At 70.5% G+C, this 15,357-nt stretch carries 16 protein-coding genes; 7 read left to right on the top strand and 9 right to left on the bottom strand.

Annotated features, from left to right (window positions below):
- Positions 1–18: 18 nt before the first annotated feature.
- The 3 genes from ACFYNP_RS16335 (at position 19) to ACFYNP_RS16325 (ending at position 1,987) form a co-directional block, all read left to right on the top strand.
- Positions 19–420, top strand: coding sequence for a hypothetical protein (locus ACFYNP_RS16335; protein ID WP_388409512.1), 402 nt, complete (start codon positions 19–21; stop codon positions 418–420).
- Positions 421–635: 215 nt separating this feature from the next.
- Positions 636–1,199, top strand: a complete 564-nt coding sequence (locus ACFYNP_RS16330) for a DUF5994 family protein (RefSeq protein ID WP_388785995.1) — start codon at positions 636–638, stop codon at positions 1,197–1,199.
- Between the two features lie 332 nt (positions 1,200–1,531).
- Positions 1,532–1,987 carry a hypothetical protein gene (locus tag ACFYNP_RS16325; protein WP_388785993.1) on the top strand — a complete coding sequence of 152 codons (456 nt, stop codon included), beginning with the start codon at positions 1,532–1,534 and terminating at the stop codon, positions 1,985–1,987.
- A 383-nt stretch (positions 1,988–2,370) separates the two neighbouring features.
- Here ACFYNP_RS16325 and ACFYNP_RS16320 read toward each other — a convergent pair whose 3' ends face one another.
- Positions 2,371–2,493 carry a hypothetical protein gene (locus tag ACFYNP_RS16320; RefSeq protein ID WP_388409505.1) on the bottom strand — a complete coding sequence of 41 codons (123 nt, stop codon included), beginning with the start codon at positions 2,491–2,493 and terminating at the stop codon, positions 2,371–2,373.
- 156 nt (positions 2,494–2,649) lie between these two features.
- On the opposite strand from ACFYNP_RS16320, the gene ACFYNP_RS16315 reads away from it, so the two are divergent.
- The gene (locus tag ACFYNP_RS16315) at positions 2,650–3,489 is read left to right on the top strand and encodes a patatin-like phospholipase family protein (protein ID WP_388785991.1); all 840 of its coding nucleotides are present in this window, start codon (positions 2,650–2,652) and stop codon (positions 3,487–3,489) included.
- 51 nt (positions 3,490–3,540) lie between these two features.
- Here the strand turns inward: ACFYNP_RS16315 and ACFYNP_RS16310 are convergent, their stop codons facing one another.
- Positions 3,541–4,038 (bottom strand): hypothetical protein, encoded by a 498-nt coding sequence (locus ACFYNP_RS16310; RefSeq protein WP_388785989.1) that lies wholly within the window; start codon positions 4,036–4,038, stop codon positions 3,541–3,543.
- Between the two features lie 322 nt (positions 4,039–4,360).
- On the opposite strand from ACFYNP_RS16310, the gene ACFYNP_RS16305 reads away from it, so the two are divergent.
- Entirely contained in the window at positions 4,361–5,179 is an 819-nt protein-coding gene (locus ACFYNP_RS16305; RefSeq protein WP_388785988.1) for an APH(3'') family aminoglycoside O-phosphotransferase, read from the top strand.
- A gap of 372 nt (positions 5,180–5,551) precedes the next feature.
- Here ACFYNP_RS16305 and adh read toward each other — a convergent pair whose 3' ends face one another.
- The 5 genes from adh to ACFYNP_RS16280 all read right to left on the bottom strand — a co-directional run bounded on the left by adh (position 5,552) and on the right by ACFYNP_RS16280 (position 11,724).
- Entirely contained in the window at positions 5,552–7,075 is a 1,524-nt protein-coding gene (gene adh / locus ACFYNP_RS16300; protein WP_388785986.1) for an aldehyde dehydrogenase, read from the bottom strand.
- Positions 7,076–7,132: 57 nt separating this feature from the next.
- Positions 7,133–8,425, bottom strand: a complete 1,293-nt coding sequence (locus ACFYNP_RS16295; RefSeq protein WP_388785985.1) for a GAF domain-containing protein — start codon at positions 8,423–8,425, stop codon at positions 7,133–7,135.
- 189 nt (positions 8,426–8,614) lie between these two features.
- Positions 8,615–9,190: an N-acetylmuramoyl-L-alanine amidase gene (locus ACFYNP_RS16290; RefSeq protein WP_388409478.1), complete on the bottom strand. Its 576-nt coding sequence runs from the start codon at positions 9,188–9,190 to the stop codon at positions 8,615–8,617.
- Between the two features lie 15 nt (positions 9,191–9,205).
- Positions 9,206–10,234 (bottom strand): acetamidase/formamidase family protein, encoded by a 1,029-nt coding sequence (locus tag ACFYNP_RS16285; protein WP_388785983.1) that lies wholly within the window; start codon positions 10,232–10,234, stop codon positions 9,206–9,208.
- Positions 10,231–11,724 (bottom strand): APC family permease, encoded by a 1,494-nt coding sequence (locus ACFYNP_RS16280; RefSeq protein ID WP_388409473.1) that lies wholly within the window; start codon positions 11,722–11,724, stop codon positions 10,231–10,233. Before ACFYNP_RS16280 ends, ACFYNP_RS16285 begins: the two co-directional genes overlap by 4 nt.
- A 402-nt stretch (positions 11,725–12,126) precedes the next feature.
- Between ACFYNP_RS16280 and ACFYNP_RS16275 the strand changes: the two genes are divergently transcribed.
- Together ACFYNP_RS16275 and ACFYNP_RS16270 are read left to right on the top strand one after the other, a co-directional pair.
- Positions 12,127–13,188: a fatty acid desaturase family protein gene (locus ACFYNP_RS16275; protein WP_388785981.1), complete on the top strand. Its 1,062-nt coding sequence runs from the start codon at positions 12,127–12,129 to the stop codon at positions 13,186–13,188.
- A 93-nt stretch (positions 13,189–13,281) separates the two neighbouring features.
- Entirely contained in the window at positions 13,282–13,464 is a 183-nt protein-coding gene (locus tag ACFYNP_RS16270) for a hypothetical protein (protein ID WP_388409468.1), read from the top strand.
- A gap of 84 nt (positions 13,465–13,548) precedes the next feature.
- On the opposite strand, the gene ACFYNP_RS16265 is transcribed toward ACFYNP_RS16270, so the two are convergent.
- Positions 13,549–14,631 (bottom strand): hypothetical protein, encoded by a 1,083-nt coding sequence (locus ACFYNP_RS16265; protein ID WP_388785979.1) that lies wholly within the window; start codon positions 14,629–14,631, stop codon positions 13,549–13,551.
- A gap of 338 nt (positions 14,632–14,969) precedes the next feature.
- A complete protein-coding gene (locus tag ACFYNP_RS16260; RefSeq protein ID WP_388785977.1) occupies positions 14,970–15,338 on the bottom strand; it encodes a VOC family protein in 369 nt (122 codons plus the stop codon).
- Between the last annotated feature and the right edge of the window lie 19 nt (positions 15,339–15,357).

Here is a 15,357-nt window from a genome sequence, read left to right as displayed (position 1 = left end):
TCCTGGGCGGGGCAGCAGATGACCATTGCGCTGACGGCACCGTGCGTGCACGGCAGCAACGAGATGTTGACCGAGACTGTCGAAGCGGCCCTGACTGCTGTCGGAGCGCCTGCGTGGCTGACTTGGCACATGAAAGAGACCGTCCGGGTCGCTACGCAGTACGTTGCAGGCCGCAGTGACGCACCCTGTTATCGGCTCCTGCTCCATGCGGACCCGAACGGTGTCAGCGTGTCAATCACCGACCATGACGAACCGGACATGGACGACTCGCCAGCCTGGCTTCCTGTGCCGCACACCAACCTGCACGACACGCCCGCCTACTGGCCGGCCGCGAATGCCCTGCTCCTCGAACGCACTGGGGACGGCCGCATACGACTGGGCTCCCACACTCCCTGGACCCCACCGGAAACCACCGCGTGACGGGAGCAGAAGTACAGGCTGACGCGTGCCTCCTTCTGGCGGCCACGCGCGGTCGCGGTCGCACAAATCGCCTGGTCAGGGCAGGTCAAGGGCCGGGTGACCGGCGTAGAGTGGAAGTACCGGGAGTACGTCGCACACCGGCTTTTGGATTGGTGTCGTTCCCGGCGACCACAAAGAACCGGGCTGCCGACGCGCAGCCCGGGGTGAGGTGCGCCATGGCCACCACCCTCGACCGCACGGCACCCGCAAACGGTGCAGGTCTGGGGGCCCGCCTGTCGCTCACCCCGAAGAGCAGCCTCGCCGGTCAGCTCGACGGTGCCTGGTGGCCGCGTTCACGCTGTCTCGAAGCCGAGCCCCCGCTCGCGGCTGCACTCGACCTGCGCTGGGGACGCATCACCCACGTCACCGTGAACCTCACACACTGGCCCGTGATCCCGCACAAGGTGCCGGTCGCCGGACACACCGTCCATGTGGGTTGGTTCACCGAGCAGTACCCCGACCAAATGATCCTGCTCTCCTGCACCGTGGGTCGCTGGGATCTGCTGGTGATCCCTCCCGAGCGCGAACCCGCCGCCGCAGCACGGCTGATGGACGCCGCAGCGATCCCCGGCAGCGTCCTGACCGCAGGTGTCCTGATGGCCAACGAAGCCGCTGCCGAACGCGACATCCTTCACAGTCGGCAACGGAAGACCATCTGGGAAAGCGAAGGCGGCGCCTGCTTGTGCCCCTCCGGCATTCCCATGCGGCGATCCACCGCTCTATCGTCAGCCAATTCCTGAACCCCCAGCCATGGCGCGTAGCGCTCGATCGCGATGCCCCCTGCGGTATGACCAACCGCCCCTCGTCCTGGCGTAGGGCCCCCATCCATGAGCCACGGATTCCCGCTGTACGGGGCGCCGGTTTACCGAAGGCCGTCAAATGCCTGGCTCTGCTCCCTCGGACGGCGTAGCGTCGATCACGCCCCCAGCCCCTGGGCTTCTTGGTGACTGCGGGGCACGGAACCAGTCCGTCCCTGCAGCCCCCGCCGTGGTCATAACCGTGGATCCGAGGGGAGCAGGTGATGGGACGCACCGTCAGCATGAGGGGCCTGCCCCGCATTGAGGACCACAGCGTGACATCAGCCACGCGGATCCCCGCGCGGCTTGTGACGCTGTCCTTCGAAACCCTGCGACTGCCCGGCAGCCAGGCGGCCCTGGCAGACGTCGCCACGACGGCCCTGTCTGCCGCCGCACTCCCTGCGTGGCTGGCCCGCAAGCTCAGTGAAGCGGTCCGCGTATCAGCCCAGTTCATCTACGAACACAGCCACGCTCCCCGCTACCGCCTCCTGATCGTCTCGGACGGCAACGGGATCACTGTCGCGGTCACCGACTACGACGACCTGCCGGGCGGGCGCCCTGCGTGGCTGGACGTCACCCGTGCCAACACCCTCCAGCACGACGGCATCCAGCCCGGAATCGATCCCCTCACCCGCCACACCCCCGACGACGGCCTGCGCCTGCACCGCACCCCCGATGGACACATCCGCCTCGGCTGCCACGCCCCCTGGGACGCACCGGCCGGCACCTGACCCCCGACCTGCCCCGGCCGCCCCGGTGCACCAAGCGGCCAGGGCCCGCAAGGCGTGTGACCGCCAATGGGGTTGGGGGGCCGGTCACACGTCAGGGGTGTGCTGTGCGGCGAGAGCCCGCCGCACAGCACACCACCCCACCTGAACGAAGCCGGTCCGGCCTGCCATTGCGCTTTCATGTCATGTGGCGCCCCCTGTCTGGCCAGGGCGGTCGCCAACTGCTCCACCGAGGCCGCCCCAACTGGCCCCAGTTTGCGCATGATCCATGAAGAACAGGCGGCGTGAGGTGACTCCAGGAGGCGGCTGGAATTGGAGCCATCTGGCGCCGAGACCGGAGAGGGGGGATCGGTGCAGAGGTCGCTGCACGATTCCGGGATGCTTCGTCAGCGCGAGCAGACCACGGTGACGAGTGTGAAGGACACGAAGAAAGGTCCCGCAGGGAGCGACGTGAACCACCAGCGGCCGCGTGCGTCGTCGATGCGGCCGTCCTGGATGGCCCGCTCCATGCTGCGGCCGAGTCGCAGGGTGACCCTCTTCTCACCTCGTACCGGGGAGTGCTCCCCGGTACGGGTGCTATCGTCGAGCGAGCGTAAATGGGGATGGTTCCCCGTTTCGCTTCCCGTGGGCGGGACGTCCGCGGCCGTCCACGGGGAGGGGAAAGCATGGCCGGCACCGCACTCGTGCTCGGCGGCGGCGGACCAGTGGGTGGAGCCTGGTTGACGGGGGTGCTCGCCGGGCTGGCTGAGGCCGGGATCAATCTCGGCAGCGCCGACGTTGTGATCGGCACTTCCGCCGGTGCCGTCTTCGGAGCCCGGCTCCGGGCCGGCGTTCCGGCCTCGGATCTGTACGAGCGTCAGGTCTCCGGAGCAGACGCGGTCCATCTGCCGGTGACAGCGCGCCAGACGGTGCGCTTCCTTTGGGCCGCGCTCGGGTCCCGCGATCCCCAGCGATCCGTTGAACGCCTCGCCCACGCAGCGCTGCACGCCCGGACCGGCCCGGAGTCGGACGTCTTCGACACGGTGGGCGCGCTCCTGGGCGACGTACGCGACTGGCCCGAGCGTGAGCTGCGGATCGCCGCGGTCGACGCGCGGAGCGGACAGACCGAGATGTTCGACTCGCGCTCTGGAGCGACACTCCTCGAAGCCGTTGCGGCGAGCTGCGCCGTACCCGTTGTATGGCCGCCGGTCACCGTAGCGGGCCGGCGCTGGATGGACGGCGGGAGTCGTTCGACCGCCAACCTCCAGCTCGCACGCGGGTATCGCCGGGTATTGGCGGTCACGCCGGTTCCCCGGGCGGTCGGGCCGCATCCGAGCGCCGCGCAGCAGGCCGCGGAACTGTCCGACGACGGGGCACGCGTCATGCTGCTGTCCCCGGACCGCGCCGCACGCCGCACGATGGGCCGCAACATGGCGGACGACACTCGCCGGCTGGCTGCCGCCCGCGCGGGCCATGCCCAGGCCAGTGCGTTGGCGCCTGCAGTGGCCGACGTCTGGCAGGGGTGAGGTCCGTCGAAGCGCACAGAGCCAAACTCAGGGCTCGGTCCGCGATTGAGGTCAGGGCGTGCCGTCCTGGCGGGTCGCCTTGTGGTTGATCAGCAGGCGGTCCGCTGGGCGAGTACGAGTTCGGTGCTCGGCCGGAGGCGGAACTGCTCGGCGATGCCCTCGGTGCGCATAGCGGTCTGGTCGGGTGCGGCCCGGGCGGTCCGCACCCGACCACAGCAGGCGGCCCTGGCCGTCGCTGATCGTGGTGGTCTTGATGGTGTTCTGCTTCCTCTCGCCGGAGGCGAAGGCCCGCCGTCCGGGCCTGTTGGCCCTGGGGCGGCGGACCTGGGTCTCGGCGCCGTCGATCCGCAGCCGGATCCCCTCGATGTCGGCGTAGGCGAACACGTCCGCCAGGGTGCGCAGTCGGATTTCGGGGCGGTTGGGGACAGCGAAACCGCGCACCGCCAGCAGCGGGCGGATCTCTCCGATCGCGCGGGAGACCGCGGAGCGGGCGGTGCCATGAAGTTCGGCGAGCGCGGCGTGCGGAAGCCCGGTGCACAGGTGGACCAAGGGACGAGCACGCGGTCGGTGAAGACCAGGTCGTGCTTCGGCCCGGCGCCGGCCTCGCACTGTCGCTCCGCACCACGGCGCTCACGCAGCTGCGACTCGCAGTGGGCGAACCACGGATCGGCCAACTCCTCGATCGAATCACCGAGATGTGCCCGCGAGACACCGCAGAAAGGCAGAATGGGTCGAGGCCGTGCGGGCCCACTTCCTGGTCACACTCGAAGAACCCGCGCGGCCCTTGCCGTGTCACGGCCGTTCCAAGGCTCGCCGCCGGCAGGAGGTTCGGCCCTCAGCGGGGAACGCCGTGATGGATAGGGTGACCGCTATGGACGATCGCTCGGGCCCACGGGGCGTGTCACCGGCACTGCTCGGCATCGGCGGCGACTGGCTGCCTGTCACCACCGGCGAGTCAGGGGCCCTCGTCTTTCGCAGTGCGGACGCCCGTCGGTATGCGAAGTGCATGCCCGCTGCAGATGCGGCGAACCTGGCGGCAGAGCGCGACCGGATCGAGTGGCTGAGCGCCCAGGAAGTACCGGGTCCGGCCGCCCTCGACTGGTACGACACTGATGCGGGAGCCTGTCTGGTGACCAGTGCTGTCCCTGGCGTTCCTGCTGATCAAGTGTCGGCCGAGGACCTGCGGCGCTCTTGGGACCGTGTCGCGGATGCGATTCGTCGACTGCACGAGGTACCCGTGTCACAGTGCCCGTTCCACCGGCGCCTGGACACCATGGTCACCCTGGCACGCGACGTCGTCGCACGTGACGCGGTGAACCCGCAGTTCCTCCCCATCGACCAGCAGCACACACCTCCCAGCGACCTCCTGGCCCGCCTGACCCAGCAGGTCCCCCGTCGACGGGACCAGGAGGCTGCCGACGCAGTCGTCTGCCACGGGGACCTGTGCCTGCCCAATATCATGCTCGATCCACAGAGCCTGGACGTATCAGGCTTCATCGACCTGGGCCGCCTCGGACAGGCCGACCGCTACGCCGACCTGGCACTGCTCCTGACCAATGCGCGAGAGACATGGACGGACGAGGAGCAGGCACATGCCTCAGACGTGGCGTTCGCCAAGAGGTACGGCATCACCCTGGACCACGAACGCCTGCGCTTCTACCTCCACCTCGACCCGCTCACCTGGGGCTAACAACTCGGTCCGGAACCCACCAATCGCGGATCGGTTCGTTACCTTGCCCGCGGGAAGTTGAGGCCGTCTTGCCGCATGACGCGGTAAAGCACGTGGCAGGTGGGCTTTCGTGAGTCGGGGTTTTGGTCCGTGACTGGTCCGGAAGAGCTGGTCAGGAGTGGGATACCGGTGGGAGGAACGGGGAGATAGGGCGTGAATCGCTCCTGGCTCCAGGCCAACCCCTCATCGAGGAGTCCATGGGACCACCGGACGAGGAGACGACACGCGCAGCCTCCGGCAGAGACGGTCTCTGGTGCGGGATTGAGCGGAAGGCGCCTGACGGGCACAAGACCGCGTCAGGCGCCCCTTCTTGTGCCCTAGAAGTCTTGTGCCCTAGAAGAAGCCCAGCTTCTTCGGCGAGTACGACACCAGGAGGTTCTTCGTCTGCTGATAGTGATCCAGCATCATCCGGTGCGTCTCGCGCCCGATGCCCGACTGCTTGTAGCCGCCGAACGCGGCGTGCGCCGGGTACGCGTGGTAGCAGTTGGTCCAGACCCGCCCCGCCTGGATGGCTCGGCCGGCGCGGTAGGCCGTGTTCATGTCGCGGGTCCAGACGCCCGCGCCGAGGCCGTACAGGGTGTCGTTCGCCGTGCCGATCGCGTCGTCGAAGTCGGTGAAGGACGTCACCGCGACGACCGGGCCGAAGATCTCCTCCTGGAAGATCCGCATGCGGTTGTCGCCCTCGAAGATGGTGGGCTGGACGTAGTAACCGCCCTCCAACTCGCCGCCGTGGTACACGCGTTGGCCACCCGTCAAGATCTTGGCACCCTCCTGCTGGCCGATGTCCAGATAGGAGAGGATCTTCTGGAGCTGGTCGTTGGAAGCCTGGGCGCCGATCATCGTGTCGGTGTCCAGCGGGTGGCCCGGCACGATCTGCTCGGTGCGGGCGATCGCCGCCTCCAGGAACTCGCTGTAGTGACCACGCTGGATCAGGGCGCGGGACGGGCAGGTGCAGACCTCGCCCTGGTTGAGGGCGAACATCGTGAAGCCTTCGAGCGCCTTGTCGCGGAAGTCGTCGTCCCGCGCCCACACGTCGTCGAAGAAGATGTTCGGTGACTTGCCGCCCAGTTCGAGCGTGACGGGCTTGATGTTCTCCGAGGCGTACTGCATGATCAGCCGCCCCGTCGTGGTCTCGCCCGTGAACGCGATCTTCGCGACGCGCGGGCTCGACGCCAGCGGCTTGCCCGCTTCCACGCCGAAGCCGTTGACGATGTTCACCACGCCCGGCGGGAGGAGGTCCGCCACCAGGCTCATCCAGAAGTGGATGGACGCCGGGGTCTGCTCGGCCGGCTTGAGCACCACCGCGTTGCCCGCCGCCAGCGCCGGGGCCAGCTTCCACACCGCCATCAGGATCGGGAAGTTCCACGGGATGATCTGGCCGACCACGCCCAGCGGCTCGTGGAAGTGGTATGCCACCGTGTCGTCGTCGAGCTCGCTGAGCGTGCCCTCCTGCGCGCGCAGCGCTCCCGCGAAGTAACGGAAGTGGTCGATGGCGAGCGGGATGTCGGCGGCCAGCGTCTCGCGGACGGGCTTGCCGTTCTCCCAGCTCTCCGCGACAGCCAGCTCCTCCAGATGGGCCTCCATCCGGTCCGCGATCTTCAGCAGCACGTTCCCGCGGGCCTCGGGCGAGGTGCGACCCCAGGCGGGCGCGGCCGCGTGCGCGGCGTCCAGCGCCAGCTCGACGTCCTCGGCGGTGCCGTGGGCGATCTCGGCGAAGGGGCGGCCGTTGACGGGGCTCGGGTTCTCGAAGTACTGGCCGAGCCTCGGCGGTACGTACTCGCCGCCGATCCAGTTGTCGTAGCGGGACTCGAACGAGACGAGCGCACCCTCAGTGCCGGGCGCTGCGTATCGGGTCATCTGCGTGGGCCTCCCTCTGTCGCGCCGCCCGCCCTTGGGCGGCGCACGCCGCGCAGACTAGGCACCCGGACGTTGCGGCTCCGTTGCGAGGCCGTGGTCCGCTGCCAGCTCCCTCAACTTGCTGCGTACGGGCGGTTGTTGGCATCTCGGCAGTGCCGTCGCCAGGGCCTGCCACACCGAAAGGTCGTCCTCGCCCCACGGGCTGTACGCCCAGTCGGCGAGGAGGCCGGGATCGCCGCGTGCGATCAGTGCGGCGCGCAGTTGATCGGCGAGGCGCCGGCGCAGCCGCGCCACCACGGGCGACTGCGAGCCCGGCAGGAGCGGCCCCGCGTAGACCGTCATGGCCGCGGCCACCGCCCCCGAGCCGAGCCTTCGGGCCACCGTGTCGAAGTCCGCGTCGACCGGGGCGGTCAGCCGGTAGGGCCGTGAGGCGAGCAGATCGGGTCCCAACAGCCTTCGCAGGCGGGTTAGTTCGGCCCGCAGGGTGACGGGGCTGACCGCCTCGTCCTCGTACAGCGCCACCAGGAGCTCATCGCCGGTCAGGCCCTCGGGGTGCCGGGCGAGCAGGACCACGATCTCGCTGTGCCGCCGGCTCAGCCGCAGCTTGCGGCCGCCCGCCACCAGCAGTGCCTCGTCCCGGCCGAGGGCTCCGAGCGCGATGGCGTCGAGCGCGGGCGGCGGTGCCAGCAGGACGAGTTCGGACTCGGCGGCCCGCGCGACCGCCTGCACGAAGCCGAGGCTGTGCGGATGGGCGAGGCCGTCGCCGCCGGTCAGATCGACGGCGCCGAGCAGGCGCCCGGTCCGGGGGTCGTGCACCGGGGCCGCTGCGCAGGTCCAGCGTTGCACCGGACGGCGGAAGTGCTCGGCCGAGAAGACCTGGACCGGCCGGTCCTCGGCGAGGGCGGTGCCCGGGGCGTTGGTTCCCACGGCCGACTCCGCCCAGCGGGCACCGGGCACGAAGTTCATGCGCCCGGCCGCGCTCCGGGTCCGCGGATGACCCTCCACCCACAAGAGCCGCCCCTGCGCGTCGCACACCGCGACCAGGTGCTCGCCGTCACCGGCGTACGTCCCGGTCAGCTCCCGTATCAGCGGCATGACGCGGGCGAGCGGATGGGCGTCACGGCAGGCGGCGAGATCCTCTTCGCCGAGTTCCACGCCGGCCGCGCCGTCCGGACTGACCCGGGCCCGCGCGGAGCGCTGCCAGGATGCCGCGACCAGCGGACGTACCGAACGCGTCACCCGCCCGAGGGCGGTGAACTGCTCGTGTGCCCGCCGAAGTTGACGCGTCCTTTCGGCCGGGTCCGCCCCCGCCTCCAGGGCCACCCAGGACTCGTCCCGCCTGTCCGTCACCTAGGGCCTCCCCGCGCACCGTATGGGCCGCATCCCATCGTCGTCGCGGCACGGCGATGCGGCAAGGAGCGCGGGGCCGGCGCTTACGGGGCGATGCCCGACAGCGCCCCGACAGTGCCCCGACAGGGCGTCGGCCAGGCGAAGCCGACCAGCCGTCCGTGAAGCGAAGTGGACCGGCGGACCGGCCCGTCAAGCGAAGTTGACCAGTCGGATGTACCGCACCCAGTCCCACTCCGGTCCCGGATCGGTGTGGTCGGTGCCGGGCACCTGGTAGTGGCCGAGGATGTGCTCACGGTCCTTCGGGATCCCGTACCGGTCGCAGATGTTCGCGGTGAGCGCCGCCGAACGCTCGTACAGGGCGTTGGTGAAATAGGCCGGTTGATCGACCCAGCCCTCGTGCTCGATGCCGATGCTGCGGGTGTTGTAGTCCCAGTTCCCGGCGTGCCAGGCGATGTCGTGCTCCCGGACCATCTGCGCGATGTATCCGTCGGCCGAACGCGTCACGTAGTGCGCGGACACCTGCTTGGCCGGGTTCTGGAAGATGCCGATGGTGTTCGACCACGTCTCCTGGGTGACGTGGATGATGACGTAGTCGATCGAGTAGGACGAAGGCCTGCTCGACGCGGTGTAGTTGGAGGACGACGCGGGCGTCCAGTGGGCCCCCGGATAGTCGGTGGTGCCGTCCGCCGCCGCCTCCGTGGCCGGGAACAGGAAACCGGCGCCGACCGTGGCGGCCGCGCCCTGGAGGAGTCTTCTTCGGTTCATGGACGCACCCCTGAACTAGTCTGTGAACGTGGGGAGTTGACCGGCCCGCTCCCTCAGGTGGCGGTGCAGGCCGTGGTGCGGCTCGCCCTGTCGGGGCAGCCACTCCTTGCGGATCTTGGCGACACAGGTGTAGTTGGTGTCGCAGACGTTGGCAAGCGGGGCCTCACCCGCCTGGCTCACCAGCTGGTACGCGTCCAGCTCGGAAAGCCCGTAGTCGCGCTCCAGCCAGCGCACCAGGTCCAACTGCGAGATGCGGAAGGCGTCTTCGAGGGGCCGGGCCGATCCCGTCGACATGATGTGCGAGTCGGACTCGATGCGCGGCCAGGGCGTTGCCACGCCCTTGAGCAGCTCCACCACGACCACGGAGTTCATGGCGCACTCCACGGCGACCCCACATGTCTCGCCCTCGCCCTGGCGTGCGTGCCCGTCGCCGAGGCTGAACAGGGCACCCTCCACGTTGACGCCCAGATAGCAGGTCACCCCGGCCCGCATCTCGGGCGTGTCCATGTTCCCGCCGTGCGCGTCGGGCACCAGGGCCGAACGCACCTCCAGATTGGCCGGGGCCACCCCGACCGTGCCGTGCATCGGGTCCATCGGCAGCTCGATCTCGATGTCGCTCTCCCGCGCCCGGAACAGACATGTCCCGCGGGTCCGGTCGAGCTCCCACATCCACACCACCTCGGGCAGCGGCGGCTGGAGCGTCGCCGTCGCATGGGTGGAGGTGAGCGCGCCGAACAGCGGGACGGTCGTGGAGGCCGCCCAGTCCCGCGCGGGGCGGATCGACACGAAGTGGACGGCCAGGGTGTCGCCCGGCTCGGCGCCCTCCACGTAGAACGGCCCGGTCTGCGGGTTGAGGAACGGGAACTCGCAGACGCGGGAGACCAGGTCGCGCTCGGAGCGCACCCGCCCGGCGAAGCAGTCCTCGGTATAGAGGTCGAGGACGGTGCCGGGCGCGATGCGCGCGACGTGTGCCGCCCCGCCGAACGTCCAGGCGTACTCGTTCTCCTTGGGCCGCACGGTCACGATCACCGGGTCGTCGCTCATCCTCGTACCGCTCCTGTCTCCTCGTGTTCCTCATCGGGATCGATGAGGTGAACGCGGCCGGTCTGCGCCAGCCGCTCCGGGTGGCGTCGTGCGAGCACCACGAGCGCGACGACCCCGGCCGCCATCCAGACCGCGACGACGGGCCCGGCGTACGACACCGGAGGTGTCAGCTCGGCGACGAAGCTGAAGGCCGGTATTCCCGCCGCCGTCAGGAGCGCCGGGACGAACGCGGCGATGCCGAGCGCCGGGAACAGGACGTGCCGCAGCGGACTGAACAGTTCGCGGCGCCGCCGCAGGAAGTAGCCGGCGCAGGCCGCGTCGGCCACGATGTACACGCCGATGATCACGGTGACGATGACCGTGGCGAGAGTCGCGAAGGCCGTGACCGGGTCGTACGCCAGGCCGAGCCCGAGCATGACGGCCACCGCCACCACGAACTGCACGGCGACCCCCGTCACGGGGGAGCGGCGGCTCGGGTGGAGTCGGGCGAAGGAGCGCGGGAAGACCCCGATCCGCCCCAGTGCGAAGGCGGTGCGGGTCGACACGTTGGAACAGGCGTTGGCGTTCGCCACCGTCGAGTTGACCACCGCCAGGAACAGAATCACCCAGAAGAGGCCGAACGAGGCCCGCGCCACCCCCTCCCACGAGGCGTCGCCGGAGGCGCCGAAGCCCGCGAACCGGTCCGGGCCGAAGTAGACGGCCATCGCGTACGTGGTGAGGACGTACACCACCCCGATCGCGAGGGCCGCTCCGAACACCGCCCGCCGCATCGTGCGACGAGGGTCCTTCGCCTCCTCGGCGAGCGGGGCCGCCGCCTCGAACCCGGCGAAGGCGAGCACGGTGTACACGGACCCGGCGAACACCCCGCCGAAGCCGCCGTAGCCGTGCGCGGTGTGCGAAGTGCCGAACACCGAAAGCGTGTTGTCGGATCCGGCCGCCACGATCAGCATCACCGCGAAGGCCACGAACACGAGGATCTCGAAGACGCCGAGGACCGTGCCGAACCGCGCCGAGGCGCGTACCCCGAAGAAGCCCGCGATCGCGATGACGACGGCTCCGGCGAGCGACCAGGGCCACCACAGGTCCGCCGGATACGACGTCCACTGCTGGTGCAGGGTGCCCGCCGTGGTGAAGCCCAGTTGCAGCAGAAGGAGCGGTGGCACCAGGGCCTCGACGAACACATAGCCCCAGCCGACCAGGAACCCGACCGCCGGATGCAGGCCCTGGGCGCTGTAGGTGGCGACCGAGCCGGCGGCGGGCAGATGCTGCGCGAGCTCCGCCACGCAGGAGGCGGTGAACAGACAGGCCACCAGAGCCACCACGACCGACAGCGGCAGGCTGCCGCCGGCGAACGCGGCGCCCGCCGGAATGGACGCGGCAACAGCCGCCGCGGGCGCCATCGCGGTGACGCTCTGGAACAGGACCTCGCGCAGCCCGACGGCGTTCCGCGCGAGACCCGTGCCCGCACCCCTGCTGGTTTCCCCCGGCACCGTCGGCTCCCTCGATCGGTCAACAGGCAGGCATCACACGGTAGTTACCGTACGGTCCGGGGCGCGCGGGGTGGAAGAGGGCGGGCGATGCGGGCGAGGCGGACGCCCGGGGCGCACCTTCGCGCCGGCCGACGCGACTTCCGCGGAAGGCCACGGACGCGCCCCCTCCGCGCCCCCGCTGCGTCGATTCCGGCGGGCACGGCAACACCGGCGAGCGGCCCCCGGCTGGTGGGCCGCGTCACCTGCGGCCCGGGTGGGTGTTGCCAGCCCCACCCATGAACGCGGGGCAACCCCCCGTCAGCAGACGGGGGGTGACTCCATGGTCGTCAAGGGGTGCCGGTCCGTACGTTCAGTCAGGTCAGCGCAGGGAACTGCGGGGGACGACCCAACACCGGAGACGTCATGCCACAGGCCACCATGCCCCAACCGAGCACGGGCCTCGGCGCCCCGGCCGAGCCGCGGGCCGGGAGCGAGTTCGCGCCCCTGCTCAAGACGGTGAAGGGGCAGGGCCTTCTCGACCGGCGCACCGGCTGGTACGCCGCCCGCATCGCCGTCAACCTGCTCGCGCTCGCCGGGACGGTCGCCGCGATGGTGTTCACCGGCGACACCTGGTGGACCCTGCTGCTGGCCGTGCCGCTCTCCGTGTTCTGGGCGCGAGCCGCGTTCTTCGGCCACGACGCCGGGCACGGCCAGATCACCCGCGGCAAGCGCATGGGCCGGGTGATCGGGCTGTGCCACAGCGACCTCCTCCTCGGCATGAGCTACGCCTGGTGGAACGACAAGCACAACCGGCACCACGCCAACCCCAACCATGTGGACAAGGACCCCGATGTCGGCGTCGGCGCCCTCGTGTGGACCCAGCGCCAGGCCGAGCACCGCGAAGGCTTCGCCCGCTGGCTCACCCGCAACCAGGCCCGGCTCTTCTTCCCGATGCTGCTCCTGGAGGGCATCGCCCTGAAGGTGTACGGATTCCAGGACCTCAAGCGGCAGCCGCCGCGCGAGCGCGCCGTGGAAGCACCGCTCCTCCTGGTCCACCTCGCCGGATACGCGACGCTGCTCCTGACGATCATGTCGCCGGGGAAGGCGCTGGCTTTCGCGCTGCTGCACCACGCCCTGTTCGGTCTGCACCTGGGCATGACCTTCGCCCCCAACCACAAGGGCATGGAGATGCCCGACCCCGACGACCCCGAGCACCGTGCGTGGGGGCATCTGCGCCGACAGGTCCTGACCTCGCGGAACGTACGCGGCGGGCTGCTCACCGACTGGTTCCTCGGCGGTCTGAACTACCAGATAGAGCACCATCTGTTCCCGAACATGCCGCGCCCGCACCTGCGCCTCGCCCAGCCGACGGTCCGCGCCCACTGCGCCGCGCTGGGGATCCCGTACGTGGAGACCTCGCTGACCGACTCCTACCGGCAGGCTCTCGGTCACATGCACGAGGTCGGCGCACCGCTGCGGAAGTGACGCACAGGGGAAGAAGCTGGAACCAGCGGGCGCGACCGTGCGTTCTCTGGACAGGAAGAGCGGCCGCGGGCCGCGAAGAGGAAGGCGACGGACATGTCCAAGCGCGCGATGATCGCCGCCGGTGGAGTCGTGGCGGGGCTCATTCTGATCCCGCTGATCGGATTCTGGCTCGCCCTGCTGGTGCTGATAGGCGTCCCCGTGGCGGCCTACCTGACGCTGGACCCGAGCCAGCGCCGTCGGCTGCGCAACATATCCCGCAAGGAGCTCGGCCGCTAGCGAGGCCGCACCTGCTCGGCCGCTGGAGGGGGGCCGTACCTAGAGGGGCCGGACCTAGAGGGGCCGGACCTAGAGGGGCCGGACCTAGAGGGGCCGGACCGCCATCGCCCCCAGCGCTTCGAGGAGGCCCGGCAGTTCCTCGTCGCGGGCTACCGGGTGGACATCGCCCGGGCACCCGTCGAGCAGAACGAAGGCCATGTCGTCGGTCCTGGCGACCACGGACCAGCCGGGGCCGTCGGCGCGCAGCGTGCGTGCGCCGCCCGGGGCGAAGGTGGAGCGGACCCGGCCGATCGGGGGAGCGGAGTCGAGGTAGCCGCGCAGTTCGGCGAGCACGCGTGGCACCCCCCTCTCCTCCTTCTCCTCGCCCTCGCCGTGCCGGCGTCCGACGCCGGTGCCCGTGGCGGTAGCGGTGTCCGGTGCGCCGGGCTCGTGGGGCGTGCCGTGCTGGTCGTGCTTCTCGGGGCCCGTGGTGTCGAGGGCCGTGGTCTCGGCGGTCCCGGTCTCCTCGGCCCGCTCGCTGGGCTCGGCCCGATCGCCGGCCCCGACGCTCTCCTCGCCGCCAGGCGTGACTCCGTCCACGCCGGAACCCGCTGGGGTGCCCGGGGCCTCGGAGCCACCCGGGGTGCCCGGGGCGGCCGCGCTGCCCGGCGTCGGCCCGAACGTGGCCACGTCCAACTGCTCGCGCCAAGTGTTCCACTGGGCCGCCACCGCGTCCGCACCCAGGCGCCGCTGGGCCGGGCCCCATGTGTCGGTGTCGGGCGGTGTGAGCACGGGAGGACCCTCCGGGTCCGGTTCGGGGTCGTGCGGGGCCGGCACGTTCGGTGCCGCGACGACCAGCTCCAGCGGCCAGCCGGGCAGCGCCGCCACCACGGTGCGCTCGTCCGGCGACAGGTCGTACTCCATCCCGCAGTCCCAGGACGCGATCGCCACGGCCACGAGCGACACGTCGTCGATGACCACCGTCCAGCGGGCGCCCGCGCCGTCCTGCCCGAGGACGAGCCCGTACCCCTCGGCGTAGGGGCCGAGACCGAGCGCCGCGCACGCCTCGGGGTAGTCGTCGCCGAGGACGCTCGGGAACTGCGCGGGCGTGAGGAGTGCTGCCGTCAGCACGTAGAGGGCCTCGTCTGCGGTGGTTGCGGCCGCTTCCGCCTCGTCCGTCCCGGTCACGGAATCCACTCCTTCGGTTCGCTCGTCGGCGCACCCTACTGGTTCAAGCGGACCGCGGTCGCTCTCCAGTGCGGTCCGTGGGCTTAAGTCCAGGTATGGGCAAGGCTCTGTGGGACAGGCTCTCGGTGGAGGTGGCGTGCCGACTCCCCGGCGACGTGGGCGAGGCCCACTGGTCGCGACTTGCGTCGAAGGGCCGGAGCCGTAACGCCGGCCGGCACAACCCAACGGCCCCGGCACCGGGGTACCCGAGCGGGGAGCCGAGGAACGTCCCGGCCCCCCCGCACCCCGCACCACCGGCGGCCTGCTGGGGCCGGTGCTCGGCGGTGGCGTCCGGCTTATCAGACGCGGTCGTGGAGCGTGATGTGGTACCCGTCGGGGTCGGCGAAGGTGAAGGTCCGGCCGAAGGGGCCGTCGACCGGTGCGGAGACGATGGTGTGGCCGTCGGCGACGAGAGCGTCGTGGATGGCCTGGACACCGGTGGCGTGCAGCCAGATCGCGGCACCGATGCCGGGCTGCGCGACGGATGCGAGATCGGTGCCGGGCACGACGTCGCGGAGCGCGAACGCGATCGGCTTCGTCTCGAAGACGACGGCGTGCGGGGGGCCGGCCTGCGAGCGGACGAGGCCGAGGTACTGCTCGTAGAACACACGCGACGCGTCGAGGTCGCGCACCTGGAGCGAGATGAAGTCGGGGCCGGTGACGGGCATGGTGACTCTCCTTCCCTAC

Origin of the sequence: Streptomyces sp. NPDC006691, from assembly GCF_042869955.1 — a bacterium.
Lineage (GTDB): Bacteria > Actinomycetota > Actinomycetes > Streptomycetales > Streptomycetaceae > Streptomyces.
The sequence above is the reverse complement of the archived record's forward strand: the minus strand, read 5'-3'. Positions and strand labels throughout refer to the sequence as shown.